Raw genomic sequence first — 25,176 nt, forward strand, 5'->3', positions numbered from 1 at the left:
GCGGTTGATATCCTGGTGAGACCCGTCACGCCTCGGCAATGGCTTCTATTTCCAATAGCCAGGCTTCGTCGAAAATGCCTGCAATGATAACGGTGAGCGCGGGGGCGTGCCCACCCAAAGCCTCCTGTCGCGCTTGACGGTTTTCGAGCGCGTATTTTCTGTCGGACAGGAAGATCGTAACCTTCACCAGATTGCCGATCGTCATGTCTGCGGCTTCGAGCTGTGCAAGGACGTTGGCCCATACAAGCTTCGCTTGTTCAGCAAAGCTGTCCGGCACCGCGCCGCCGCGAGCCATGGGAATCTGACCGCTGATGTAAAGCCGCCGGATGCTGTTCGTTGTTTCCACGGCCTGGGAATAACCGCCGACCGCCTCAGGGGCTGACTCGGCGTTTATCGATCGAAGTTTCAACGGCATTGTTTCTGGTCCAGCTATTTGCAGCCGTCGGTCGGCTAATAAGTTGCTCGTCCGCCGGAAATGTCGAACACCGCCCCGGTCGAAAACGCGCAATCCTCCGACGAAAGCCATGCCACCATCGCCGCGAGTTCTTCCACCAGGACGAAACGCGCCTTCGGAATTTTCGACAGCATGAAGTCGATGTGCTGCTGCGTGAGCTGATCGAAGATCGCGGTTTTCGCCGCCGCCGGCGTTACCGCGTTGACGAGAATGTCGTGCTGCGCGAGCTCCTTGCCGAGCGACTTGGTCAGCGCGATCAGGCCGGCCTTCGAGGCCGAATAATGCGCCGCGTTCGGATTGCCTTCCTTCCCGGCGATCGAGGCGATGTTGACGATGCGGCCGTATTTCTGCTTGAGCATCGCCGGCACCACCGCCTTGCAGCAGATGAAGGGACCGTCGAGATTGATGCGCATCACCTTGCGCCATTCGTCGAGGTCGGTTTCCCACACGGTGGCGTTGACGCCGGCGATGCCGGCATTGTTGACGAGGATATCGATCTTGCCGAGCGCCTTCAGCGTCTCGTCGCGGGTTTTCTCGACGGCGGCGAGGTCGGAGACGTCGACCTTGAACGCCGAGACGGCCGGGCCGATTTCCTTGGCGGTCTTTTCCGCAAACGGCCGGTCGTGATCCCAGATCGCGACCTTCGCGCCTGACGCGACGAAGCGCTCGGCGATCGCGCGTCCAAAACCCTGCGCCCCGCCGGTGACAACGGCGCAACGGCCGTTCAGATCGATCTTGTTCATTGGGCTTTCTCCTACAACGTCCAGCCGCCGTCGATGACGTGCGCGACGCCCGTCGTGAACGCACTCTCATCGCTGGCGAGATAGACGGCGAGCGAGGCGATCTCCTCGGCGGTGCCGAGCCGTCCCATCGGCTGTCGCGCGATGAACATCTCGCGGCCGTTGGGACCTGCAGCCGCCGCGCGATCGAGCATCGACGGGGTTTCGACGGTGCCGGGGCAGATGCAATTGCATCTGATACCCTTGGCGATGAAGTCGGTGGCGACCGAGCGCGTCAGCGCGGCGACCGCGGCCTTGGTCGCGCCGTAGACGTAGCGGTTCGGCGCGGCCTTGAAGACGCCGGCGGCGGACGAGATGTTCACGATCGTGCCGCGGCCATTTTCCAGCATGGCCGGCAGGAATGCGCGGATCGTGCGGTGCATCGACTTGACGTTGAGGTCGAACGAAAAATCGAAGTCTTCGTCGGAGCAATCCAGCACCGTGCCGTGATGCACGAAGCCCGCGGCATTGAGCAGGATGTCGGTCTGGCCGGCGCGTTTGGCCATGGCGGCGACCGCTGCGCTGTCGCGCACGTCGAGCCTGGCCACTTCTGCGATCCCTTCGCCCTTGAGCGCGGCGAGCTTGGCCTCGTCGATATCGGTGGCGAACACGGTTGCGCCTTCACGCGCAAAAGCCACCGCGCAGGCGCGGCCGATGCCGACGGCGGCCGCGGTGACGAAAGCACGCTTGCCCTTCAGGCGGTCTGACATGTTTTTCTTCTCCTTGTTTCCTCTTTTGTCATTGCGAGGAGCAAAGCGACGAAGCAATCCAGATCGTTTCCGCAGGGGGATTTCTGGATTGCTTCCGCCTTCGCTCCTTGAGCTACGGCGGACAAGTCGCTGCGCTCGCAATGACGGCGTTTGCCTAATGATTATCCCGCGCCACGCCGACCGTGCCGGCAATATTCTGATAGCGCGTGGCGAGCTCCATGCAGGCGCCGGTGGCCTGCTGGCCGACGGTCGAGCGATAAACCTCCTGCCACGGCGTCTGGTTGGCCGGGTAGGGGAAGCCGCCCTTGTCCTTCAATTCGGCGCGACGCTTCTTCAATTCGTCGCTTGATATCAGGATGTTGGCGTCGCCCTTGTTGAGGTCGATGCGAACCTTGTCGCCGGTCCGCAGGATCGCCAGCCCGCCGTCGGCGGCGGCTTCCGGCGAGGCGTTGAGGATCGAGGGCGAACCCGACGTGCCGGACTGCCGTCCGTCGCCGATGCAGGGCAGCGAGAGAATACCGCGTTTGATCAGCGCCGCCGGTGGCTGCATGTTCACGACCTCGGCGCCGCCGGGATAGCCGATCGGCCCGGCGCCGCGGATGAACAGCACGCAGTGCTCGTCGATATTGAGCGAGGGATCGTCAATCCGGTCGTGATAATCCTCCGGTCCCTCGAATACGATGGCGCGGCCTTCGAATGCATTCGGGTCTTTCGGATTGACCAGATAGCGCTCACGGAATTCCTTAGAAATCACGCTGGTCTTCATGATCGCGGAATCGAACAGGTTGCCGCGCAGCACCAGGAAGCCGGCGTCCTTCACCAGCGGCTTGTCGTAGCTCCAGATCACGTCGCCGTCGGGCTTGGGCGCCTCGCGACAGTTCTCGCCGATGGTGCGGCCGTTGACCGTGACGGCATCTTCATGGATCCGCTTCTGCGCCATCAATTCGCGCACCACCGCCGGCACGCCGCCGGCGCGATGATATTCTTCGCCGAGATAGAAGCCGGCCGGCTGCATGTTCACCAGCAGCGGAATGTCGTGACCGTGCTTCTGCCAGTCGTCGATCGAGAGCTCCACGCCGATATGCCGCGCCAGCGCGTTGATGTGGATCGGCGCGTTGGTCGAGCCACCGATCGCCGAATTCACAGCGATGCAGTTCTCGAACGCCTTGCGGGTCAGGATGTCGGAGGGTTTGAGGTCCTCCCAGACCATCTCGACGATCCGTTTTCCCGTCTCATAGGCGATCTGGCCGCGCTCGCGATAGGGCGCGGGGATCGCCGCGCATCCGGGCAATGACATGCCGAGCGCTTCCGCCAACGAATTCATCGTCGAGGCCGTGCCCATCGTGTTGCAATGGCCGACCGATGGGGCCGAGGAGGCCACAATTTCAATGAATTCGTTGTAGTCGATCTCGCCGGCGGCAAGCCGCTCGCGTTGTTTCCAGACGATGGTGCCAGACCCGGTGCGTTCTCCGTTGAACCAGCCGTTCAGCATCGGGCCGCCGGAAAGCACGATCGCGGGCAGATTGACTGTCGCCGCCGCCATCAGGCAGGCCGGCGTGGTCTTGTCGCACCCGGTGGTCAGCACCACGCCGTCGAGCGGATAGCCGAACAGCACTTCGACCAGGCCGAGATAGGCGAGGTTGCGGTCGAGCGCCGCCGTCGGCCGCTTGCCGGTCTCCTGGATCGGATGCGTCGGAAATTCCATCGCGATGCCGCCGGCCGCGCGAATGCCTTCGCGTACCCGGTGCGCCAGCTCGAGATGATGCCGGTTGCACGGCGAGAGGTCATTGCCGGTCTGGGCGATGCCGATGATAGGCTTGCCGGACTGCAATTCCTCGCGGGTCAGGCCGTAATTCAGATAGCGCTCGAGATAGAGCGCCGTCATGCCCGGATTGTGCGGGTTGTCGAACCACTCGAGGGAACGCAGCCTGCGGCCCTTACCGTTGGTGGCAGTCTTGTTGTCGTTCTTTTTCATTGGTTCCTCCCGCACTGCAAATCCGGTGAGCGGTTCAAATCGAGGCAGCGCTTGCACAATGCTGAAAATTTCATCCGCTGCAAACGCACTCGCCCGCGCCAATCGGTTTCAGGTCAATCAATCCTAATTCGCCCCAAAAGGTAGCGCTACCATTTTCGCCACCCGCTGCGACCTTCTGTCTGACGTCATCGTTACGTCGTTTGCGGCATCGAGCTTTCGCGCACCATGAGCTGAAAGCCGAGGTCGAGCACGGGCTCTCGCGGCCGGCGGCCTTCGATCGCATCGATCACCATGGTGACGGCGTGCCTTCCCATCTCATAGCGATTCGTGCGCACGCTGGTGAGGGAGGGGACCGCGGACGCCATGAACTCGAGGTCGTTGAAGCCGACGATGGCGAGGTCGCGCGGTACCGCGATCTGTCGGCGCTGGCATTCGAACAGCACGCCCAGCGCCAGGTCGTCGTTGACGCAGAATACTGCGTCGATCTCGGCCGTCCGCGCCAGAAGATCGGCGAACAACGTCCCGCCAAGCGTCACGGTCGTCGGCACCGACGTGGTGACGACGAGGTTCGGATCGAACAGGGATGCCGCCTTCATGGCATCACGATACCCTTCGAACCGCCGCTGCACGCGCGGATCCATTCGTGCGCCGAGAAATCCGATGCGACGGTGCCCTTGCTCCAGAATGTGCGAGATCGCGGCAAAACTGGCATCATAATGGGAAAAGCCGACCATCATGTCGACCGGGCTGTCGCCGATCTCCATGATCTGCGTGACCGGGCAATTCATCGACTCCAGGATCGTGCGCGATTCCGCGGTCTGATTGATGCCCGTGACGATCAGCCCTGCGGGCTTCTGCGCCCGGAACAGCCGCAGCAGCTTTTCCTCCTGCAGGATGCTGTAGCGCGTATTGGCAAGCTGAATCGAGTAGCGGCTGCCTTCGGATGAATCGTAGATGCCGCGCAACACATCGGCGAATACGTTGTTGGTGAGGGAAGGAATCACGACGCCGATGACTTCGGTGCGGTGGGAGGCGAGTGCGCGAGCGGCGAGATTGGGAACGTAACCCAGTTCCTTCACGGCGCTGTCGACGCGTTCCCGCTTACTTTCCGACAGCGCTTCGGGGTTCCTGAAGAAACGCGATGCCGTGATGGGGCTGACGCCAGCGAGCTTGGCGACCTCGGTGAGGCGGATTTTGCCAGACTTTGTCTGTTTTCGTCCCATCTTGCGCTCATATCACAACAGATTAGACGTTTGAACAATTATTGACAGCGCTACCATCGGATTGCTAAAAACCGCCAAACTGCGGATGATAATGACCGTTGAATTCGGCTTCCGGCATTAGAGTCGAAAAGACAGCAAGGCGCCGCCGCCCGCTTGCGGCGCCAATAACAGAACAATGAGGGGAGTGAATTCGATGTCGTCGGTACAGATTCGCGACGTGCGCAAGTCGTTCGGCAATTTTGAAGTTTTGCACGGCGTGTCGATTCCGATCGAGGATGGCGAATTCGTCGTGCTGGTCGGCCCCTCCGGTTGCGGCAAATCGACCTTGCTGCGGATGCTCGCCGGCCTCGAAAACATCACCTCCGGAACGATTTCGATCGGCGATCGCGTGGTCAACAATGTCCAGCCTAAAGAGCGCGACATTGCCATGGTGTTCCAGAACTACGCGCTCTATCCGCACATGACAGTGGCCGACAATATGGGCTTTTCACTCAAGCTGCGCGGGGCAAAGCCTGATGAAATCGCCACCGGCGTCAAGCGCGCCGCTGAAATTCTCGCGCTGACCCCGCTGCTCGATCGCTATCCGCGGCAGTTGTCGGGCGGCCAGCGCCAGCGCGTCGCGATGGGCCGCGCCATCGTGCGCGATCCGCAGGTGTTCCTGTTCGACGAGCCCTTGTCCAACCTTGACGCCAAGCTGCGCGTCGCGATGCGCACCGAGATCAAGGAGCTGCACCAGCGGCTGAAGACCACCACGGTCTACGTCACCCACGACCAGATCGAGGCGATGACCATGGCTGACAAGATCGTCGTGATGCACGACGGCATCGTCGAGCAGATGGGCACCCCGCTCGAACTCTACGACACTCCTGCCAACCAGTTCGTTGCGGGCTTCATTGGTTCGCCAGCGATGAACTTCCTCAAGGGCAAGGTGAAGTCGAACGGCAGCGCCGGGTTCGAAGGTCCGAACGGCGTGAAACTTCCGCTGGGCTCGGCGCCCGCCAATTCGGAAGGCCAGCCGGCTGTCTACGGCGTGCGGCCCGAGCACTTCACCATCGCCGATGACGGCGCCGAAGCCGAAATCATCGTGGTCGAGCCGACCGGTTCGGAGACCCAGGTCTTCGCCAAGCTCGGCGGAGAGCAGGTGGTCGCCGTGTTCCGCGAGCGGCATCAATTCAATCCGGGTGACAAGATCCGGCTCAAGCCGGATCCGTCGCTCGTACATCTGTTTGACGAGGCGACTGGCAAGAGACTGAATAGCTGAGCAATTACAAAAAGTGGCTGAGCAATAACTAATAATATTCAAAGGGAGGATGGACTATGCAGGACTTTACCCGCCGCTCTCTGCTTCAGGGTGGCACCGCGCTGGCGGCGGCCGGCGCGCTGACCGGACCGGCACTGCTCGATTTCGCCAAGGCCTGGGCGCAAGCCTCGCCATGGAAGGCCGAATCCGGCGCCAAGCTCACCGTGATGCGCTGGAAGCGTTTCGTGCCAGCGGAAGACGACGCCTTCAACGCGATGGTCGCCGCATTCAAGACCGCGACCGGCACCGAAATGAACGTGTTCTCGGAGTCGTTCGAGGACGTGCAGCCGAAGGCATCCGTGGCCGCCAACACCGGCTCGGGCCTCGACCTCGCCTGGGGCTTGCACACGCTACCGCAACTGTTCCCGGCGCAGGTGCTGCAGCTGAACGACGTCGCCGACTATCTCGGCAAGAAATACGGCGGATGGACCGAAGCGGCGGCGGTGACCTGCAAGCAGGGCGACAACTGGCTCGGCATCCCGGTCGCGACCGTCGGCGGCTACATGACCTACCGCAAATCGTCGGTGGAAAAGGCCGGGTTCAAGGATTTCCCGAAGGACTTCCCGGGCTTCCTCGAAATGTGCAAGGCGCTCAAGAAGAACAACACGCCGGCCGGCTTCCCGCTGGGCCACGCCTCGGGCGACGCCAATGCCTGGCTGCACTGGATCCTCTGGGGTCACGGCGCCTACACCGTCGACAAGGACAACAAGGTCATCATCAACTCGCCCGAGACCGTGAAGGCGCTCGAGTACTGCAAGGCCCTGTCCGACACCTTCATTCCCGGCGTTGCGTCGTGGAACGATTCGTCGAACAACAAGGCCTATCTGTCGGGCGAACTGCACTGCACCGCCAACGGCATCTCGATCTATGTCGCGGCCAAGGACGATCCGACCAAGAAGGAACTTACCGAAGACACGTATCATGCGCTGTGGCCGGTCGGGCCCATCGGGAAGCCGACCGAACTGCAGCTCTGCGTGCCGATCCTGGCGTTCAAGTTCACCAAATATCCGAACGCCGCGAAGGCCTTCATCGCCTTCATGCTGGAGAAGGAAAACTACGACAAGTGGCTTATGGGCGCGCGGGGCTATCTCACCCACACGCTCAATGCCTACGATAACTCGCCGGTTTGGACGGCCGACCCGAAGAACCAGGTGTTCAGCCAGGCGAGCAAGCGCGCGTTGCCTGCGTCCGGCATCGGTACGCCGGGCGAAAAGGCGGCAACCGCGATCGCCGACTTCCTGGTGGTCGACATGTTCGCGAACTACTGCACCGGCGCCAAGGATGCCAAGACCGCGATCGCGGAAACCGAGCGGCAGTTGAAGCGCATCTATCGCTGATCAACCGGAGCGGATGGCGCATGCCGCCGTCCGCTCCACTAATGTGAGGGCATGTTCCGGAAAAGCGGGTAGGGGCTTTCCGAAGCGATCGTGCTCTAGACAACGGCGCAAACGGGACATCGCCCATGGCAGACATCGCAATCGCGCCAAGACGCGCCAAGACGGAGATCCGCGAGGCCAGCGCGTGGGACCAGCTCAAGCACAACCGTAACTGGGTGGGCTTCTGGTTCATGGTACCGGCGATGGCGTTCCTGATTTTCTTCCTGGCCTATCCGCTTGGTCTCGGTATCTGGCTTTCGTTTACCGACACCCGCATCGGTCGCGTCGGGGCATACGTCGGGACCGAGAATTACGAGTGGCTATGGGACGACGCGATCTTCTGGCTCTCGGTGTTCAACACGCTTCTGTACACGTTCATCGCGAGCGCGATCAAATTCGGTATCGGGCTCTATCTGGCGCTGCTGCTGAACGAGAACATGCCCTTCAAGGCGATGCTGCGCGCGCTGGTGCTGATCCCCTTCATCGTGCCCACGGTGCTGTCGGCGCTGGCGTTCTGGTGGATCTTCGATTCCCAGTTCTCGATCATCTCTTGGTCCTTGAAGCAGATGGGCCTGATCACCGAGAACATCAATTTTCTCGGCGATACCACGTGGGCCCGTATCTGCGTGATCTTCGCCAACATCTGGCGCGGCGTTCCCTTTGTCGCGATCACGCTGCTGGCGGGCCTGCAGACGGTGTCGCCATCGCTTTACGAGGCGGCGATCCTCGATGGCGCGACCAGCTGGCAACGATTCCGGTTCATCACCTATCCGCTGCTGACTCCGATCATCGCTGTCGTGATGACCTTCTCGGTGTTGTTCACCTTCACCGACTTCCAGTTGATCTGGGCGATGACGCGGGGCGGCCCGGTCAACGCCACCCATCTGATGGCGACCTTGTCGTACCAGCGTGCGATCATCGCTGGCCAGCTCGGCGAGGGCGCGGCGATCGCAAGCGCGATGATCCCGTTCCTGCTCGCGGCGATCATGGTGTCCTGGTTCGGGCTGCAGCGCCGCAAGTGGCAGCAGGGAGAGAGCAATGACTGATCTTCCCACTTCGCGGATCGATCTCAAGGCCGTGCTGCATAGTTCCGCGCCGACAGTTGCGATGGACGATCACAGCGAGGGCATGAGTTACCTGCAGTCGGTACCGCGCCGGCTGGTGACGCTCTATCTGCCGCTGTCGATCATCGTCGTCGTCTTGCTGTTCCCGTTCTACTGGATGGGCCTGACGGCGATCAAACCGGACGAGCAACTGCTCGACCTCGACAAGTTCAACCCGTTCTGGACCTGGAATCCGACGTTCAAGCACTTTTACAAGCTGCTGTTCGAAAGCCACTATCCGATGTGGCTCTGGAACACGATGTATGTGGCGGTCTGCGCCACCATCCTGTCGATCATCGCGAGCGTGCTCGCCGCCTATGCCATCGTTCGCCTCCGCTACAAGGGCGCCAATATGGTCGGCGGCCTGATCTTCCTGGCCTATCTGGTGCCGCCGTCGATCCTGTTCATTCCGCTTGCCACCGTCGTGTTTCAGTACGGCCTGTTCGACTCGCCGATGGCGTTGATCCTGACCTATCCCACCATCCTGATCCCGTTCTCGACCTGGCTTCTGATGGGATACTTCAAGACCATCCCGTTCGAACTGGAGGAATGCGCGCTGATCGACGGCGCCAGCCGCTGGCAGATTCTGATCAAGATCGTGCTGCCGCTGGCGATCCCGGGACTGATCTCTGCGTTCATCTTCTGCTTCACGCTGTGTTGGAACGAGTTCATCTACGCGCTGACGTTCCTGCAATCGACCTCCAACAAGACGGTGCCGGTTGCGATCGTCAACGAATTCGTCGACGGCGATATTTATCGCTGGGGCTCGCTGATGGCGGGCGCGCTGGCGGGCTCTTTGCCGCTCGTCATTCTTTACGCCTTCTTCGTCGAGCACTATGTGTCGGCCATGACGGGAGCCGTGAAAGAGTGAGCGCTTTAAGGCCCGTATCTGATAACAGGCTAATAAAAGGAGACGGGTCGTGCACGTTCTGATTCTCGGCGCCGCCGGCATGGTGGGCCGCAAGCTGACCGACCGGCTGCTGCGCGACGGCCGCCTCGGCAAGCACGACATCACCCGCATGACGTTGCAGGACGTGGTGGCGCCCGCCAAGCCTGCCAACGCATCGATCCCGATCCAGGTCGTGTCTTCCGACTTTGCCAATGCTGGCGCTGCGGCGCCGCTGATCGCACATCGGCCGGAGGTGATCTTTCATCTCGCCGCCATCGTCTCGGGCGAGGCGGAAGCCGAATTCGACAAGGGCTACCGGATCAATCTCGACGGCACCCGCCATCTGATCGACGCCATTCGTCATGCCGGCGGCGGCTACAAGCCGCGGCTGGTGTTCACGTCCTCGATCGCGGTGTTCGGCGCGCCGTTCCCGGAAAAGATCGGCGACGAGTTCTTCCATACGCCGCTGACGAGCTACGGCACGCAGAAATCGATCTGCGAACTCCTCATCAACGACTACACCCGCAAGGGCCTGCTCGACGGCATCTCGATCCGCCTGCCGACGATCTGCGTGCGGCCGGGCAAGCCGAACAAGGCGGCCTCCGGCTTCTTCTCCAACATCATCCGCGAGCCGCTGGCGGGCGAGGAGGCGGTGCTGCCGGTGTCCGAGGACGTGCGGCACTGGCACGCCTCGCCGAAATCCGCAGTCGGCTTTCTGGTCCACGCCGGCACCATGGATCTCGACGCGATGGGCCCGCGGCGCAATCTCAGCATGCCCGGCATGTCCGTGACCGTCGGCGAACAGATCGCAGCGCTCGACCGCGTCGCCGGCAAGAACGTCACCGCGCGCATCAAGCGCGTGCCCGATCCGACCATCATCGGCATCGTCTCGGGCTGGCCGCGGGATTTTTCCACCGACCGCGCGCTCAAGCTCGGCTTCACCACCGCCGAGAAGACGTTCGACGACATCATCCGGATCCACATCGAGGATGAACTCGGCGGCAAGTTTGCGGCCTGACGCGATCTCACGTTTCCTGACGCGGATGCGGTCATGAGCAGTGTAGCCTGCATCGGCGAATGCATGGTCGAGCTGAAGCAGGCTGATGGTGGCCTGTTCTCGCGCGGCTATGGCGGCGACACGCTCAATACCGCGGTCTATCTCGCCCGGCTCGGTGCCGGCGCCGATTACATCACCGCGCTTGGCGACGACAGCCTCAGCGACGAGATGATCGCCGGCTGGGCGGCGGAGGGAGTCGGGACCCAACGCGTGGCGCGGCTGGCCGGCAAGCTGCCGGGCCTCTACATGATCCAGACCGACGACAAGGGCGAACGCCGGTTCTTTCACTGGCGCGACGGCGCCGCCGCGCGCAGCCTGATGGATTTGCCGCAGACGCCGGAGATCCTGGATGCGCTGGCCGGCTATAACGTTATCTATCTCTCGGCGATCACGCTGTCGCTGTATGGCGCGGAGGGCCGGGCGCGGCTGTTTGCAGCGCTAAGAAGGGCGCGTGAAGCCGGGGCGCGGTTCGCCTTCGATACCAATTTCCGGTCGCGGGGCTGGCCCGACCTCGACGTCGCCCGCGCCGTTTTCCGGGAGGCCTTTGCCGTAGTCGATATCGTGCTGGCGTCCACCGAGGACTTGGCTCCGCTTTATCCCGGCGAAAGCAACGACGCCTTGCTGGCGCGGATTCCGGGCGCGGAGGTGGTGCTGAAGCTTTCGGAACCGGCGAGCATTCTGCGTCTTCAGGGCGCGCTTTATCCGGTCAGGGCCGAACCATTGAAAGCGCCCGTCGTCGATACCACCGCGGCCGGCGACAGTTTTGCTGCCGCCTATGTTGCCGCGCGCCTGCTGGACGCGGATCCGATCGAAGCCGCGCGGGCGGGACACCGCCTCGCCGGGGTTGTGGTATGCCATCCCGGAGCCATCATCCCGCGCGCGGCGATGCCGCCCGGCCTCCTTCCCGCTACCTCTCGCAAGGCACCTCCATGAGCGCAGCTTCCCGACAGGAAAAACTCGCCGCCATCTTCAAGTCCGCGACTGTCATCCCTGTGCTCACCATCGAACGGCTGGAAGATGCGGTGCCGCTGGCACGCGCGCTGGTCGCCGGCGGGGTGCGCGTGCTGGAAGTCACCCTGCGGACCCCGGTCGCTGCAGACGCCGCCAAGGCCATGATCGCGGAGGTGCCGGACGCTATTGTCGGCATCGGCACGATCCTGAACGCCGACGATCTGGCGAGGGCGACGGCGCTCGGGGCCAAATTCGGCATCAGCCCGGGCGCAACGCCGGAGCTCCTGAAGGCTGCCGCCGCAGGCAACCTGCCGTTCGCCCCGGGGATCGCGACGGCTTCCGAGCTGATGCAGGCGCTGGCCGCCGGCTTCGATCTCGTGAAATTCTTCCCCGCCGAGCAGGTCGGCGGTATCAAGGCACTTCGGGCGCTGGCGGGACCGTTCCCGCACATCAGGGTTTGCCCGACCGGCGGGATCAGCGAAGCCAATGCGGCGTCCTGGCTGGCCGAGCCGAACGTGGTGGCGGTCGGCGGTTCCTGGCTCTGCCCGGCAGCGGACATCCGGGCCAGCAATTGGGCCGGCATAACCGCCATGTGCCAGCGCACCCTGAAATCGCTGAAACTGGCGTGAAGTCTTTTTCCCGATAGGGTACAAGGGCTTCAGAACCGGAACAGGGAGAACGACCATGACAGCCAGCATCGTCGGGTGGGCGCACACGCCATTCGGCAAGTTCGACGCCGAGACCGTCGAAAGCCTCGTGGTGAAGGTTGCGACCGACGCGCTGGCCGACGCCGGTATTTCCGCCGAGGACGTCGACGAGATCGTGCTCGGGCATTTCAATGCCGGCTTCTCGCCGCAGGATTTTACCGCCTCGCTGGTGCTGCAGGCCGACCCCAAGCTGCGCTTCAAGCCGACAACCCGTGTTGAGAACGCCTGCGCCACCGGTACGGCGGCGGTGCATCAGGGCATCCGCGCGATCGCCTCGGGCGCGGCCCGGATCGTGCTGGTGGTCGGCGTCGAGCAGATGACGCGGACGCCCTCGGCCGATATCGGCCGCTACCTTCTGAAGGCGTCTTATCTGCCTGAGGATGGCGACACTGTCGGCGGCTTTGCCGGCGTGTTCGGCAAGATCGCGCAAGGCTATTTCCAGAAATACGGCGACCAGTCGGACGCGCTGGCCTTGATCGCAGCCAAGAACCACAAGAACGGCGTTGCCAATCCCTATGCGCAGATGCGCAAGGATTTCGGTTTCGAGTTCTGCCGCTCCGAGAGCGAGAAGAATCCATACGTCGCCGGTCCCCTGAAGCGTACGGACTGTTCGCTGGTGTCGGACGGTGCGGCAGCGCTGGTGCTGACCGATAGCGAGACCGCGAAGACGATGGGCAAGGCGGTGAACTTCCGCGCCACCGCGCATGCGCAGGATTTCCTGCCGATGTCAAAGCGCGACATCCTGCAGTTCGAGGGCTGCACGGTGGCTTGGCAGCGCGCGCTGGCGCAGGCCGGCGTGCAGCTCAGCGATCTCTCCTTTGTCGAGACTCACGATTGCTTCACGGTTGCCGAACTGATCGAATATGAAGCGATGGGCCTGACGCCGCGCGGGCAGGGTGCCCGTGCCATCAAGGAAGGCTGGACGCTGAAGGACGGCAAGCTGCCGGTCAATCCGTCCGGTGGCCTGAAAGCCAAGGGCCACCCGATCGGCGCGACCGGCGTTTCCATGCATGTGATGAGCGCGATGCAGCTCGCCGGCCAGGCGCCCGAGGGCATGCAGCTCAAGAACCCGAAGCTTGCCGGCATCTTCAACATGGGCGGCGCGGCGGTGGCCAACTACGTCTCCGTGCTGGAGCCCGCAAAGTAGCCGCGAATGTGCTATCCTAGGGGTGGGCAAAGGCGCATCAGCGCCGTGCCCACCATGAGTACCGTGAGATGAGGCTGGTGGGCACGCCTCGCTTTGCCCACCCTACAATTTCCGGAGCGTGCATCATGAGCAACGAAAGTTCGTTGTCACAGTCAGAACTCAACAACCGGATCAGGATTCTGGAAGACAACATCCGGCAGTTGATCGAGCAGGCTGCCGCCGCCTCCGGCGAACAGAACGAAGCGCGCATCGCCGATCGCCTCCACCAGCAGAATGAAGAGCTGGAACGCCTGACCCGGGAGCGCGACGCCAGATCCAAACCGACGAAATAGCCGCCGCCATTGCGCATACGGCCATACGCTGGGCGCGCCTTGATCTTCGCAAGCGCCTGCCGTTACTTGGTTCCCACAACAATGCGGCGGCGGTGGCCGTGTATCGGGAGCAGGCTGATCCATGGGACCATTGGCGGGCACCAAGGTCATCGATATGACGACCGTGCTGATGGGGCCCTATGCAACCCAGATGCTCGGCGACTACGGCGCCGACGTCATCAAGGTTGAATCGCTTGACGGCGACGTGACGCGGCAGATCGGGCCGACGCGCCATCCCGGCATGGGGCCGGTGTTCCTCAACACCAACCGCAGCAAGCGTTCCATCTGCCTCGACCTGAAGAAGCCGGCGGGACGCGAAGCCGTGCTGCGGCTGATCAAATCCGCCGACGTGCTGGTCTACAATGTGCGCCCGCAGGCGATGGCGCGGCTGAACCTCGGCTACGACGTGGTATCGCAAGTCAATCCGCGCCTGATCTATGCCGGCGTATTCGGCTTTGGTCAGGACGGCCCCTATGCGGCAAAGCCCGCCTATGATGATCTGATCCAGGGCGCTACCGCCTTGCCGGCGCTGATGGCGCAGACGGCCGACGGTGTGCCGCGCTACGTTCCCAATGCGCTGGTCGACCGCATCGTCGGTCTGACGGCCGTTGGCGCGATCTGCGCCAGCCTGGTCGATCGCAACCGTACCGGGCGCGGCCAGCGCGTCGACATTCCGATGTTCGAAACCATGGCCGGCTTCGTGATGGGCGACCACATGGGCGGTCTCACCTACGAGCCGCCGCTCGACAAGGGTGGTTATGCCCGCCACCTGTCGCCGGACCGTCGGCCTTACAAGACCTCCGACGGTTATATCTGCGTGATCGTCTACAATGACAAGCAGTGGCAGAATTTCTTCGATGCCACCGGCCGCGACGATCTTCGCGTCCACCCGAAATTTGCGACCTTCGCCGGCCGCGCCGCCAATATCGACACGGTATACGCCGAGTTGGCGCGCATCCTCGAGACCAAAACCACCGCCGAGTGGACCGCGATCCTCGAGAAGGCCGACGTGCCGGTCATGCCGATGCACGATCTCGAAAGCCTGCTCGGCGATCCCCACATCGTTGCGACGAAGTTCTTCCCGGTGGTCAAGCATCCGACCGAGGGCCGCATTCGCAACATGAGGCCATCGACACGGTTTTCCGAAACGCCGGTTGAGACAAAACGGCTGGCGCCGCGCCTGAGCGAGCACAGCGCGGAAATTCTCAGCGAAGCGGGCTTTTCGGCGGACGAGATTGCCACCCTGGTGCGCGAAGGCGTCACCAAGACCGTGCCAAACACATAGGATGACACATGGATTTCGCGCTGTCCGCCAACCAGGAATCGATCCGCGACGCGGTCGGGAAAATCTGTTCGCGCTTCGACGATGCCTATTGGCTGAAGAAGGACAAGGAGGGTGGCTACCCCGCCGACTTCCACCGCGCATTGGCTGATGCCGGCTGGCTCGGCATCTGCATCCCCGAGGAATATGGTGGCTCCGGGCTCGGCATCACCGACGCCGCGATCATGATGCGGACGATTTCGGAATCGGGGGCCGGCATGTCCGGCGCCTCCGCCGTGCACATGAACGTGTTCGGGCTCAATCCCGTCGTCGTATTCGGCACCAAGGAACAGTGCACGCGCATGCTGCCGCCGATCATCGACGGCCGCGATAAGTCGTGCTTTGCGGTGACCGAACCCAATACCGGGCTGAACACCACGCAACTGAAAACCCGCGCGGTGCGCAAGGGCGACAAATATGTCGTCAACGGCCAGAAGGTCTGGATTTCCACGGCGCAGGTCGCCAACAAGATCCTGCTGCTGGCGCGCACCACGCCGCTGGAAGAGGTGAAGAACCCGACGCATGGCCTGAGCCTGTTCTACACGGACTTCGACAAGCAGCGCGTCACGGTCCACGAGATCGAAAAGATGGGCCGCAAGCCCGTCGATTCAAACGAGCTGTTCTTCGAGAATTTTGAAATTCCCGTCGAGGACCGCTTGGGCGAAGAAGGCCGCGGCTTCGAATATATCCTGCACGGCATGAATCCCGAGCGCATCCTGATTGCGGCCGAAGCGGTCGGCCTCGGCCAGGTCGCGCTGTCGCGCGCCGCGGCCTATGCGAAGAACCGTATCGTCTTCAACCGTCCGATCGGCATGAATCAAGGCATCCAGCACCCGCTGGCGAAGAACTGGATGGAGCTGGAGGCCGCATGGCTGATGGTGCTCTCTGCCGGCTGGCAGTATGACCAGGGCATGCAATGCGGACCGGCCGCCAATGCAGCGAAGTATCTCGCCGCCGAAGCCGGCTTCCACGCCTGCGAGCAGGCGGTCATGACCCATGGCGGCTTCGGATACGCCAAGGAATATCATGTCGAGCGATACTTGCGGGAATCGCTGATCCCGCGCATCGCCCCGATCAGCCCGCAGCTCATTCTCAGCTTTATTGCGGAGAAGGTACTGGGCCTGCCGAAGTCGTATTGAGGATGGACGCACTCTCTCGAATGGTCGTTCCGGGGCGATGCGAAGCATCGAACCCGGAACCTCGAGATTCCGGGTTCGCGCTTCGCGCGCCCCGGAATGACAAGGAAGCATGGCGATGAGCTTCATCACCGGCGTCGGACTGACGTCCTACGGCAAGCACGAAGGCTCGTCTTCGCTCGATCTCATGAACAAGGCCGCTGAAACAGCCGTTACCGACGCCGGGTTGAAGCGCTCCGAGATCGACGGCATTCTCTGCGGCTATTCGACGGTCTCCCCGCACATCATGCTGGCGACCGTATTCGCCGAGCATTTTGGCATTCAGCCGTCCTACGCCCACGCCGTGCAGGTCGGTGGCGCGACCGGGCTTGCGATGACGATGCTGGCGCATCATCTGGTCGACGCCGGAGTGGCAAAGCATGTGCTGGTTGTCGGCGGCGAAAACCGTCTCACCGGACAGAGCCGCGACGCCTCGATCCAGGCGCTGGCGCAGGTCGGCCATCCCGACTACGAGGTGCCGCTGGGACCGACCATCCCCGCCTATTACGGCCTCGTCGCCTCGCGCTACATGCATGAATATGGCGTCACCCAGGCGGATCTCGCGGAATTTGCGGTGCTGATGCGGGGGCATGCGATAACCCATCCCGGGGCGCAGTTTCATGAACCGATCACGGTCGCCGATGTGATGGCCTCGAAGCCGGTAGCGATGCCGCTCAAGCTGCTGGATTGCTGCCCGGTGTCCGACGGCGGCGCGGCGTTCGTGGTCAGCCGCGAGCGCACCGGCTCGACCGGGGTTCGCGTGCGCGGCTGTGCGCAGGCGCATACCCACCAGCACATCACAGCTGCGCCGGCCTTAAGCGAACTCGGCGCCGAGATTGCGATCGCCAAGGCCAAGGCCGCATCGGGCGTCGCGATATCGGATGTGCGTTACGCGGCGGTCTACGACAGTTTCACCATCACGCTGGCGATGCTGCTGGAAGACCTCGGCCTTGCCGGGCGCGGCGAGGCGGCGGCGCGGGTGCGGGCAGGGCATTTCGGCCGCGACGGCGCCATGCCGCTCAACACCCATGGCGGCCTCTTGAGCTACGGCCATTGCGGCGTCGGCGGCGCGATGGCGCATCTGGTCGAGACGCATCTGCAGATGACCGGGCGTGCCGGTCCGCGCCAGGTCCGCGATGCCTCGATCGCGCTGTTGCATGGCGACGGCGGCGTGCTGTCGTCGCATGTCAGCATGTTCCTGGAGCGGGTGCGATGAGCGACAAGTCAGCCGATTGGACCAAGGGGGCCGAGGCCATCGTCTATCAATCCTGCGGTGTCTGTGGGAAACCACAATATTTCCATCGCAGCTTCTGCGCCGCCTGTGGTGCGCCGGATCCGGTTGCGAAACGCGCCAGCGGGATCGCGACCGTCTACGCGACATCGCTGGTGTGCCGCGCCGCGACGCCGGAGACGCGCGCGCACGTTCCCTACAATATCGTGCTGGTCGATGCGGAGGAGGGCTTTCGCATGATGGCGCACGGCGACAACGATCTCGCCATCGGCGATGAGGTCACCGCAAGCTATCGGCCGTTTGCGGGAAGGCTGGTCCCGTATTTCGAGAAGAAAAAGTGACGTGTTCAAACACAATGTTCACGCAACGAAGCAACCCAGAATTACGCGGAACGGGTGAAAAATCTGAGTGCTTCGACGCGTCAACATTCAGTGCCAGTAGAACACAACGCTGGCGATAACGAGCATCGCTGATACCGCCAACATCTGCGCAAGTGCTTCCGAGGCCGCCTTCCTGGTGGCTTCCTTCATGCCTAACTCCCTAGACTTGGGCATGAGTCATCCTTGCCCGTGAAGGCCTGATGAACTCAGTTTGGTTTACTCGGAACACCCCGCGCGACGAGTATTCGCTCTTTTGAGTCCCCACTCAGCGAATATCGACAGTGCTGAGAATCGACCAGCATTGAGGCGGCAATTTGTCTCGCTCGCAGCCGGTTTGTGCACGAGAAAGGGAGTTTTTTGGCGCGGGTCTAAGGGCTTGAGTGCCGCCTCGAACCCGCGTCGGCCGCGTTTCGATGGTTGATCGAGCTCCTGCTGCGGTGCATGATCCCTCTGTCAGTAAATCAGAAAAGCCCAAGACCCCAAGGTGACGAATGGCCCGCATTGAATATAGCGATCCCGCCAAGCACAACGATCGCACCCGAGAACTGCTCGGCAAAAACCGCAATGCGAACATCTTCCGGATGATGGCGCATTCGCCGAGCTATCTCGAACAGTACTGCCGACTCGGCGGGGCGATCAGGCACAAGGGCGAACTGGACCCGATCGTGCGCGAGCTTGCCATCACCCGCACCGGCATCCTGTGCGAAGCGCCGTATGAAATCGTCGCCCACAAGCGGATCGGCAAGAATGTCGGCGTCACCGACGAGCAGAATGAGGCGCTAGAGCACTGGCAGGTGGCGACATGTTATAACGACGTGCAGCGCGCCGCGCTCGCCTTCACCGACGAAATCGTCAAGCTTCACAAGCCGACGGACGCGACCTTCAACGCCATCGCCGCCAAATTGACCCCGGCTGCATTGGTCGAGCTGCAGCTTTCGGTCGGCTTCTACATCATGACGTCGAAGTTTCTGGAAACCTTCGCCATCGATATGCAGCCGGTGACGGAGGTGGTGGGCTGATCGGCGATCGGTCCGCGAACGACGGATCTTATTTCGCCGGCCCGTAGCGCCGCAGCGCCTCCAGCGTCAGCCCCTTACCGACGGCGCCGAAGATGTCGCCCTCGACGATGCGGGCCGACGGCACGGCCTTGGTGATTGCCTTGTGGACGTGGGCGAGTTTTACCGAACCGCCGGTCAGGAAAACGGAATCGATATCGCCGGCCTCCAGCCCCGCCTGAACGAGGCAGTTCCTGATGCGCGCCGCGATCCGATCGGCCAACTGTTTTGTGTGGCTGACGAGATCGGGGCGGCTGATGTCAGCGCTGAGACCGGGAGCGACCCATTCCAGCGGAATGTCCGCGCGGGGCTTCTCGGAGAGCGCGATCTTGGCGTCCTCGACTTCCATCGCCAGCGTATGGCCGCGCTGTTCGTGGATGACGCGGATCAGGCGGTCGAGAAGTTCCGGTTCCTTGGCCTGCTGCCGGACCTGGCGAATATCGGCCGTCACGCGCGGCTCGTACATGCGGTTGATGCTCGACCAGGTGGCGAGGTCGTGGAAATAGCTCGACGGCACGTCAAGCCCGGCACGTTTCATGGCGCTACGGAATCCGAACAGCGGCATGACGACGCCGAGGCTGAGCTGACGGTCGAAATCGGTGCCGCCGACGCGTACGCCGTCATTGGCGAGAATATCGGCCGCACGATCGGCCTTGCCGTGGCGCTCGGGTCCCAGACGCACGATCGAGAAGTCCGATGTGCCGCCGCCGATATCGGCGATCAGTGCGAGTTCCTCGGACGTGATCTGCCGCTCATAGTCGAGGGCCGCCGCAATCGGCTCGAACTGAAACGTGACTTCGTCGAAGCCGATTCCCTTCGCAATCGACCGCAGGGTTTCCTCGGCCTTGCGGTCGGCGTCCGGCGCATTGTCGACGAAGTGCACGGGACGGCCATGGACGACACTGCGCAGTTGGCGGCTAGTCGCCCGTTCCGCGCGGCGTTTGACCGCCCCGACATAATAGGCAATCACGTCGCGGAAGCCGACCCGCGCACGCCCGAGCCGGGTGGTTTCCTCGATCAGCGAGGTACCGAGCACCGATTTGAGGCTGCGCATCAGCCGGCCGGCCGTGCCTTCGACATAGGCCTCCATGGCCCTGCGGCCGATCAGGACGTTACCATTCGGCTCATAGAAGATCGCGCTGGGAATAGTGGTGTGCGCCGCCTCCAGCGCCGCCAGAACCGGCGTCCGGCCATCGATGGTGCCGAGCGTCGTGTTCGACGTTCCGAAATCAAGGCCGCAGATCGACATGGGAGGCTCCGGGAGGGAGCGCCCGTTTACACATTACGAGGCCATCAATCCACCCTTATCTCGGCGTGTTTTTCCTGCGATTCCCGGGTGCTGAGGTCGACCGAGAGGGCCGATCCACAGATCAATTTCTTTCCTGCGGCGGGTTGGCAAATCAATCCGAGATGGTCCATAAGCTGCGTCCCCGCGGCCGGTTATCCCGCCGCAAACGGCTTTGGAATGAGGTCGCGTGGCAAATATCAACCGACAGATTGCGCAAGAGCTTGGCGTCCGCGAAGAGCAGATCGCGGCAACCGTCGAACTGCTGGATGGCGGCGCCACGGTGCCGTTCGTGGCGCGCTACCGCAAGGAAATCACCGGCGGCCTCGACGATGCGCAGTTGCGCACGCTGGAAGAGCGCCTGACCTATTTGCGCGAGCTCGAAGCGCGCCGGGTGGCGATCCTCGATTCGATCCGCGAGCAGGGCAAGCTCGACGCCGCGCTGGAAGCCCAGATCATGGCAGCCGACACCAAGGGCCGTCTGGAAGACATCTATTTGCCGTTCAAGCCGAAGCGCCGCACCAAGGCCGAGATCGCCAAGGAGGCTGGCCTCGAGCCGTTGTCCGAGCTGCTGCTGACGCAGCCGCAAAACGATCCGCAGGTCGTTGCCGCGGGCTATGTCGACGCCGAGAAGCAGGTAGCGGATGTCGCCGCGGCCCTCGAAGGCGCGCGTGCGATCCTGGTGGAGCGTTTTGCCGAAGATGCCGATCTGATTGGGCGCTTGCGCGAGGATATGTGGTCGAACGGCCTGATGACGTCCACGGTGCGCAAGGGCAAGAAGACCGAGGGCGAGAAATTCGCGGACTATTTCGAGTACAACGGAGCCCTCCACAAGCTGCCGTCGCACCGTATCCTCGCGCTATTTCGAGGCGAGAAGGAAGAAATCCTCGAACTGCAGATCCAGCCCGAGGCCACTGTGCCCGAGCCCGGCGTTCCCAGCGCCTATGAACTGAAGATCATGCAGCGCTTCGGCATCACCGATCAGAAGCGTCCGGGCGACCGCTGGCTGGTCGATACCGCGCGCTGGGCGTGGCGCACCAAGATCCAGGTGCATCTCAACATCGATTTGCGCATGCGCCTGTGGACCGCCGCCGAGACCGAGGGCGTCCGAGTGTTCGCCTCGAACCTGCGCGATTTGCTGCTGGCCGCGCCGGCCGGCGCGCGCGTCACCATGGGACTTGATCCCGGCTACCGCTCCGGCGTCAAGACCGCCATCGTCGACGCGACGGGGAAGGTAGTCGCGACCACGACGATTTATCCGCACGAACCGCAGCGGCAGTGGAACGAGGCGCTGGCGACGCTGGGCAAGCTCGCGGTCCAGCACCGCGTCGACCTGATCGCAATCGGCAACGGCACCGCTTCGCGCGAGACCGACAAGCTGGCGACGGAGCTCGTCAAGCTGCTTCCGGATCTGAAAATGTCGAAGATCGTGGTGTCGGAGGCCGGGGCGTCCGTGTACTCCGCCTCGGCCTTTGCATCCGAAGAATTGCCGGAACTCGACGTCACCTTGCGCGGCGCGGTCTCGATCGCCCGGCGCCTGCAGGACCCGCTCGCCGAACTCGTCAAGATCGACCCGAAGGCAATCGGCGTCGGCCAGTACCAGCATGACCTCGGCGAGTCCAAGCTGGCGCGCTCGCTGGATGCCGTGGTCGAGGATTGCGTGAACGCCGTCGGCGTCGATGCCAACACCGCTTCCGCGCCGCTGTTGGCGCGGGTATCGGGTATCGGCGCGGGGCTTGCGCAAAGCATCGTGCAGCATCGCGACGCCAACGGACCGTTCAAGTCGCGGAAAGATCTGAAGCAGGTGCCGCGGCTCGGGCCCAAGGCGTTCGAGCAATGCGCCGGCTTCCTGCGCATCAATGGCGGTGAAGACCCGCTCGATGCGTCCGGCGTGCACCCCGAATCCTATCCGGTGGTGCGGCGGATCCTCACTGCCACCAAGAGCGACATCAAGGCGCTGATCGGCAACGCCGATGTCGTACGCCAGTTGAAGCCGCAGGCCTTTGTCGACGAAACTTTTGGTTTGCCCACGGTCACCGACATCCTACGCGAACTGGAAAAGCCCGGCCGCGATCCGCGTCCGGCGTTCAAGGCGGCGGTGTTCAAGGAGGGCGTCGAGGAGATCAAGGACCTCAAGCCCGGCATGATCCTGGAAGGTACGGTGACCAACGTCGCGGCCTTCGGCGCCTTCGTCGACATCGGCGTGCACCAGGACGGCCTGGTGCACATCTCGGCAATGTCGAAGAACTTCATCAAGGACCCGCGCGAGGTGGTGAAGCCGGGCGATATCGTCAAGGTCAAGGTGCTGGAGGTCGAGGTCGCCCGCAAGCGCATCGCGCTGACGCTGCGGCTCGACGACGAAGTCGGTGCCAAGAGCGACCGTCCATCCCAGGGCAAGCCGCGTGAGTTTTCCAAAGCGTCGATGACGTCGTCGTCGCCGCGCAAGCCGCAGGAGCAGGGCGGTGCGCTCGCGGAGGCGCTACGTCGCGCTGCCGAAAAGAACGGGCGGGGCAAGGCGGGGTAGGCGCGGCCGGTGGCTTCATCCTTCGAGGCGCATCGCTGCTTGAGGAGGGGCGGCTCTTGGCAAGGCGCTTGACTGCTTGGGAAGGGAAAAGCGGACTTCGTTGGCCCACTGGTCGATGACGGCCAAGACCCCAAGCCGACATGGCGCCGCCGCAGCTGCTGCACCTGATCAGGGAGGAGAGGCGCGCATGGACCTTAGCGAAGGCAGTGCCCGTCGTCATGATGCTCGCGTTACGGGACTCGCCATGGGGTCAGCCGTGGAACCCAGCGCGGGACGTTGGCCCGAAAGTCCTCGTACTGCGCGCCAAACGTCTGCTTGAGCGTTGGTTCTTCGTACACCAAGACGAAGACGTGGAAAAAGAGCCAGAGCAGCGCGGCATACCAGAGGAGGCGCCAATCGCCGAATAAAAGCGCTTGACCAAAAATGACAGCAGCGACCCCGACGTAAATCGGATTTCGCACGTAGCGATAGAGACCCGTGACCACCAGCTTCTGTGTCGGCGCGATCGGGGCTGACGTTCCCAGCCCCTGCAGTGCAAACCGCGCGAACGAATCCACAACTCCGGGCACTCCGGCAATGATCAACATAAGTCCGATGGCGCGGGTCAGTTCAAAGCCGAAAAAAGCCGGCCGGAACTCCCAATGTGTGATCCACCATGGGACGAACCCCGCCAGCACCAAGGGCGCGACGACGAAGAATAGAGCAGAGCCCAATACCGCGATCGTTTTCGGCATGGCACCTCCTTCCCGTCCTGTCGCAAGGCGGTCGGCAAAATTGAACCGTTGCATCATAGCGCCATTACGGCGAACACGTAGTGCCCATCATCATCGGCCGCGGCGCGCCAGCCCCGACATCGAGGCGCCGGCTCACGCACGCCAACAACTATCTTATCGTTGAATCGCGACGGCCCTGCGAAAGCGTCTCGACCAAGCCCACAGTCCAGCACATCGGGCATCCGCGTAGCGCGACGAGGGCGGCAACGCCCGCGCCCAAGGATAGCCAAGGGTGCGCGGTCTGGTGGACGATGGCCCAAGCGAGTAGCGCCGCCGCAGCTGCGCCGCGCATCAGGTGTGCGCCCAGGAAGGCGCTCCCGAACATGCCGACTCCACGAAAGTAATTCATGTGCTCTCTCGTCCGCTGTCCTTTGTGCCGAGCAAGTATTCGCGCACCAACGCGCGGGCGCGGCGCAGGCGGCTCTTGGCCGCTTCGCGCGTCACGCCGAGCCGCCCGGCGATTTCCCCAATCGTCAGATCTTCGAGATCTCGCAGCAGCAGCACTTCGCGATGGGACGGCGAAAGCGACTCGATCGCATTGACCAAGTCCATGCGTAACTCGTCCGGCGGGACCTTTGCGAGCTCGCGTGACTCTTCCAGGCTGGCGAGCTCCTCGACTCCGCGTATCAGCATCAGCGCCGGCAGCATGCAAAGGCGGGCGATGACGGTCAGCAGCCAGCCGGCGAGTGCGGCTGGACTGCGGATCGTACCCACGCGCCGGTACACGACGATGAGGGCTTCTTGCACCACATCTTCGATGACCGAGGTGCGGTGGCAAAGGCGCCGGGCGTAGCGTCGAATGTCCGGCTGCAGCGCCACCAATAGCTGTGTCAGCGCGTGCCGGTCACCCGACTGTGCCGCGAGCAAGATATCGTCTGATACGCGCGCCAAGGCGGTCACCCCTTCAGTGGCTCGCGCCCGGCGATGGCGCAGGCAGGGCAATAGCCGAACACGCCGGTGACCAGAGTCACGACACCCGCGCCGCTGAGCAGTAGCCCGAGCGGCGAAGCGTGCAGCGCAACCACGCCGCAGATGAGCATCAAGCCTCCGCCGATCAACCTGGCCGCGCGCTCCCACCCGCCAACGTTCTTCCTATACCACATGGTTCTGTGCTCCGGTTCGTGACGCGCCGCTATGGCGCATTCACCCAGACAAGAGGGCGCAAACCCGGCGCCGGGGTCGCGGCACAAAAAATAATTTGAGGGGGTGGCAGCTTCAGCAGGCTGGCGTGGGCGTCGGGTGCGGGCCTGGGCCGCTGAGGAACGCCGGCATCGGGTCGCCGGGGTGTGGACATACGATCCGGCAAAACTCCCGCCCGCGCCGAAGAGGTGATCGAATAGGACGCTATTTGCTGCACTGCATTAGTCGCTAATGGCCCTTAGCGGCTAGC

At 63.0% G+C, this 25,176-nt stretch carries 24 protein-coding genes; 15 read left to right on the top strand and 9 right to left on the bottom strand.

The genetic code is table 11. The features are described 5' to 3' along the window. Nucleotides 1–25: 25 nt before the first annotated feature. From ACH79_RS29150 to ACH79_RS29170, 5 genes are all read right to left on the bottom strand, one after another. Complete coding sequence (locus ACH79_RS29150; protein ID WP_161856635.1) at nucleotides 26–409, bottom strand: RidA family protein; 384 nt, start codon at nucleotides 407–409, stop codon at nucleotides 26–28. A 41-nt stretch (nucleotides 410–450) separates the two neighbouring features. Continuing rightward, nucleotides 451–1,197: an SDR family NAD(P)-dependent oxidoreductase gene (locus ACH79_RS29155; protein ID WP_161854004.1), complete on the bottom strand. Its 747-nt coding sequence runs from the start codon at nucleotides 1,195–1,197 to the stop codon at nucleotides 451–453. 11 nt (nucleotides 1,198–1,208) lie between these two features. After that, nucleotides 1,209–1,943, bottom strand: a complete 735-nt coding sequence (locus tag ACH79_RS29160; RefSeq protein ID WP_161854005.1) for an SDR family oxidoreductase — start codon at nucleotides 1,941–1,943, stop codon at nucleotides 1,209–1,211. 154 nt (nucleotides 1,944–2,097) lie between these two features. After that, nucleotides 2,098–3,918: an IlvD/Edd family dehydratase gene (locus ACH79_RS29165; protein ID WP_161854006.1), complete on the bottom strand. Its 1,821-nt coding sequence runs from the start codon at nucleotides 3,916–3,918 to the stop codon at nucleotides 2,098–2,100. A gap of 191 nt (nucleotides 3,919–4,109) precedes the next feature. Next, nucleotides 4,110–5,141, bottom strand: a complete 1,032-nt coding sequence (locus tag ACH79_RS29170; protein WP_161854007.1) for a LacI family DNA-binding transcriptional regulator — start codon at nucleotides 5,139–5,141, stop codon at nucleotides 4,110–4,112. A gap of 193 nt (nucleotides 5,142–5,334) precedes the next feature. Between ACH79_RS29170 and ACH79_RS29175 the strand changes: the two genes are divergently transcribed. The 14 genes from ACH79_RS29175 (at nucleotide 5,335) to ACH79_RS29240 (ending at nucleotide 19,168) form a co-directional block, all read left to right on the top strand. Then, nucleotides 5,335–6,402, top strand: coding sequence for an ABC transporter ATP-binding protein (locus ACH79_RS29175; protein ID WP_161854008.1), 1,068 nt, complete (start codon nucleotides 5,335–5,337; stop codon nucleotides 6,400–6,402). A 56-nt stretch (nucleotides 6,403–6,458) separates the two neighbouring features. After that, nucleotides 6,459–7,778 carry an ABC transporter substrate-binding protein gene (locus ACH79_RS29180; protein WP_161854009.1) on the top strand — a complete coding sequence of 440 codons (1,320 nt, stop codon included), beginning with the start codon at nucleotides 6,459–6,461 and terminating at the stop codon, nucleotides 7,776–7,778. 125 nt (nucleotides 7,779–7,903) lie between these two features. Continuing rightward, a complete protein-coding gene (locus ACH79_RS29185) occupies nucleotides 7,904–8,863 on the top strand; it encodes a carbohydrate ABC transporter permease (protein ID WP_161854010.1) in 960 nt (319 codons plus the stop codon). Continuing rightward, nucleotides 8,856–9,791, top strand: a complete 936-nt coding sequence (locus tag ACH79_RS29190; RefSeq protein ID WP_161854011.1) for a carbohydrate ABC transporter permease — start codon at nucleotides 8,856–8,858, stop codon at nucleotides 9,789–9,791. The genes ACH79_RS29185 and ACH79_RS29190 overlap by 8 nt, the downstream gene beginning before the upstream one ends. A gap of 49 nt (nucleotides 9,792–9,840) precedes the next feature. Then, entirely contained in the window at nucleotides 9,841–10,827 is a 987-nt protein-coding gene (gene denD, locus ACH79_RS29195) for a D-erythronate dehydrogenase (RefSeq protein ID WP_161854012.1), read from the top strand. A gap of 33 nt (nucleotides 10,828–10,860) precedes the next feature. Then, complete coding sequence (locus tag ACH79_RS29200) at nucleotides 10,861–11,799, top strand: sugar kinase (RefSeq protein WP_161854013.1); 939 nt, start codon at nucleotides 10,861–10,863, stop codon at nucleotides 11,797–11,799. Continuing rightward, complete coding sequence (gene eda / locus ACH79_RS29205; protein ID WP_161854014.1) at nucleotides 11,796–12,446, top strand: bifunctional 4-hydroxy-2-oxoglutarate aldolase/2-dehydro-3-deoxy-phosphogluconate aldolase; 651 nt, start codon at nucleotides 11,796–11,798, stop codon at nucleotides 12,444–12,446. The genes ACH79_RS29200 and eda overlap by 4 nt, the downstream gene beginning before the upstream one ends. Nucleotides 12,447–12,501: 55 nt before the next feature. Next, nucleotides 12,502–13,671 (top strand): acetyl-CoA acetyltransferase, encoded by a 1,170-nt coding sequence (locus tag ACH79_RS29210; protein ID WP_161854015.1) that lies wholly within the window; start codon nucleotides 12,502–12,504, stop codon nucleotides 13,669–13,671. 125 nt (nucleotides 13,672–13,796) lie between these two features. Further along, nucleotides 13,797–14,003: a hypothetical protein gene (locus tag ACH79_RS29215; protein WP_161856636.1), complete on the top strand. Its 207-nt coding sequence runs from the start codon at nucleotides 13,797–13,799 to the stop codon at nucleotides 14,001–14,003. A gap of 121 nt (nucleotides 14,004–14,124) precedes the next feature. Beyond that, complete coding sequence (locus ACH79_RS29220; RefSeq protein WP_161854016.1) at nucleotides 14,125–15,327, top strand: CaiB/BaiF CoA-transferase family protein; 1,203 nt, start codon at nucleotides 14,125–14,127, stop codon at nucleotides 15,325–15,327. An 8-nt stretch (nucleotides 15,328–15,335) separates the two neighbouring features. Beyond that, entirely contained in the window at nucleotides 15,336–16,502 is a 1,167-nt protein-coding gene (locus ACH79_RS29225; protein WP_065753047.1) for an acyl-CoA dehydrogenase family protein, read from the top strand. 115 nt (nucleotides 16,503–16,617) lie between these two features. Further along, nucleotides 16,618–17,754 (top strand): thiolase family protein, encoded by a 1,137-nt coding sequence (locus tag ACH79_RS29230; RefSeq protein WP_161854017.1) that lies wholly within the window; start codon nucleotides 16,618–16,620, stop codon nucleotides 17,752–17,754. Then, nucleotides 17,751–18,110: a Zn-ribbon domain-containing OB-fold protein gene (locus tag ACH79_RS29235; protein ID WP_161854018.1), complete on the top strand. Its 360-nt coding sequence runs from the start codon at nucleotides 17,751–17,753 to the stop codon at nucleotides 18,108–18,110. The genes ACH79_RS29230 and ACH79_RS29235 overlap by 4 nt, the downstream gene beginning before the upstream one ends. Nucleotides 18,111–18,640: 530 nt before the next feature. Further along, nucleotides 18,641–19,168: a carboxymuconolactone decarboxylase family protein gene (locus ACH79_RS29240; protein WP_161854019.1), complete on the top strand. Its 528-nt coding sequence runs from the start codon at nucleotides 18,641–18,643 to the stop codon at nucleotides 19,166–19,168. 28 nt (nucleotides 19,169–19,196) lie between these two features. Here the strand turns inward: ACH79_RS29240 and ACH79_RS29245 are convergent, their stop codons facing one another. Next, nucleotides 19,197–20,453 carry an Hsp70 family protein gene (locus ACH79_RS29245; protein WP_161854020.1) on the bottom strand — a complete coding sequence of 419 codons (1,257 nt, stop codon included), beginning with the start codon at nucleotides 20,451–20,453 and terminating at the stop codon, nucleotides 19,197–19,199. Nucleotides 20,454–20,679: 226 nt separating this feature from the next. Between ACH79_RS29245 and ACH79_RS29250 the strand changes: the two genes are divergently transcribed. Beyond that, nucleotides 20,680–23,013: a Tex family protein gene (locus tag ACH79_RS29250; RefSeq protein ID WP_161854021.1), complete on the top strand. Its 2,334-nt coding sequence runs from the start codon at nucleotides 20,680–20,682 to the stop codon at nucleotides 23,011–23,013. Nucleotides 23,014–23,243: 230 nt separating this feature from the next. Here the strand turns inward: ACH79_RS29250 and ACH79_RS29255 are convergent, their stop codons facing one another. The 3 genes from ACH79_RS29255 to ACH79_RS29265 form a co-directional block, all read right to left on the bottom strand. Beyond that, a complete protein-coding gene (locus ACH79_RS29255) occupies nucleotides 23,244–23,747 on the bottom strand; it encodes an isoprenylcysteine carboxylmethyltransferase family protein (protein WP_161854022.1) in 504 nt (167 codons plus the stop codon). A 384-nt stretch (nucleotides 23,748–24,131) separates the two neighbouring features. Further along, nucleotides 24,132–24,677 carry an RNA polymerase sigma factor gene (locus ACH79_RS29260; protein ID WP_161854023.1) on the bottom strand — a complete coding sequence of 182 codons (546 nt, stop codon included), beginning with the start codon at nucleotides 24,675–24,677 and terminating at the stop codon, nucleotides 24,132–24,134. Between the two features lie 5 nt (nucleotides 24,678–24,682). Beyond that, nucleotides 24,683–24,889 carry a DUF2892 domain-containing protein gene (locus ACH79_RS29265; RefSeq protein ID WP_092512150.1) on the bottom strand — a complete coding sequence of 69 codons (207 nt, stop codon included), beginning with the start codon at nucleotides 24,887–24,889 and terminating at the stop codon, nucleotides 24,683–24,685. Nucleotides 24,890–25,176: the final 287 nt, after the last annotated feature.

Origin of the sequence: Bradyrhizobium sp. CCBAU 051011 (genome assembly GCF_009930815.1) — a bacterium.
Taxonomy (GTDB): Bacteria; Pseudomonadota; Alphaproteobacteria; order Rhizobiales; family Xanthobacteraceae; genus Bradyrhizobium.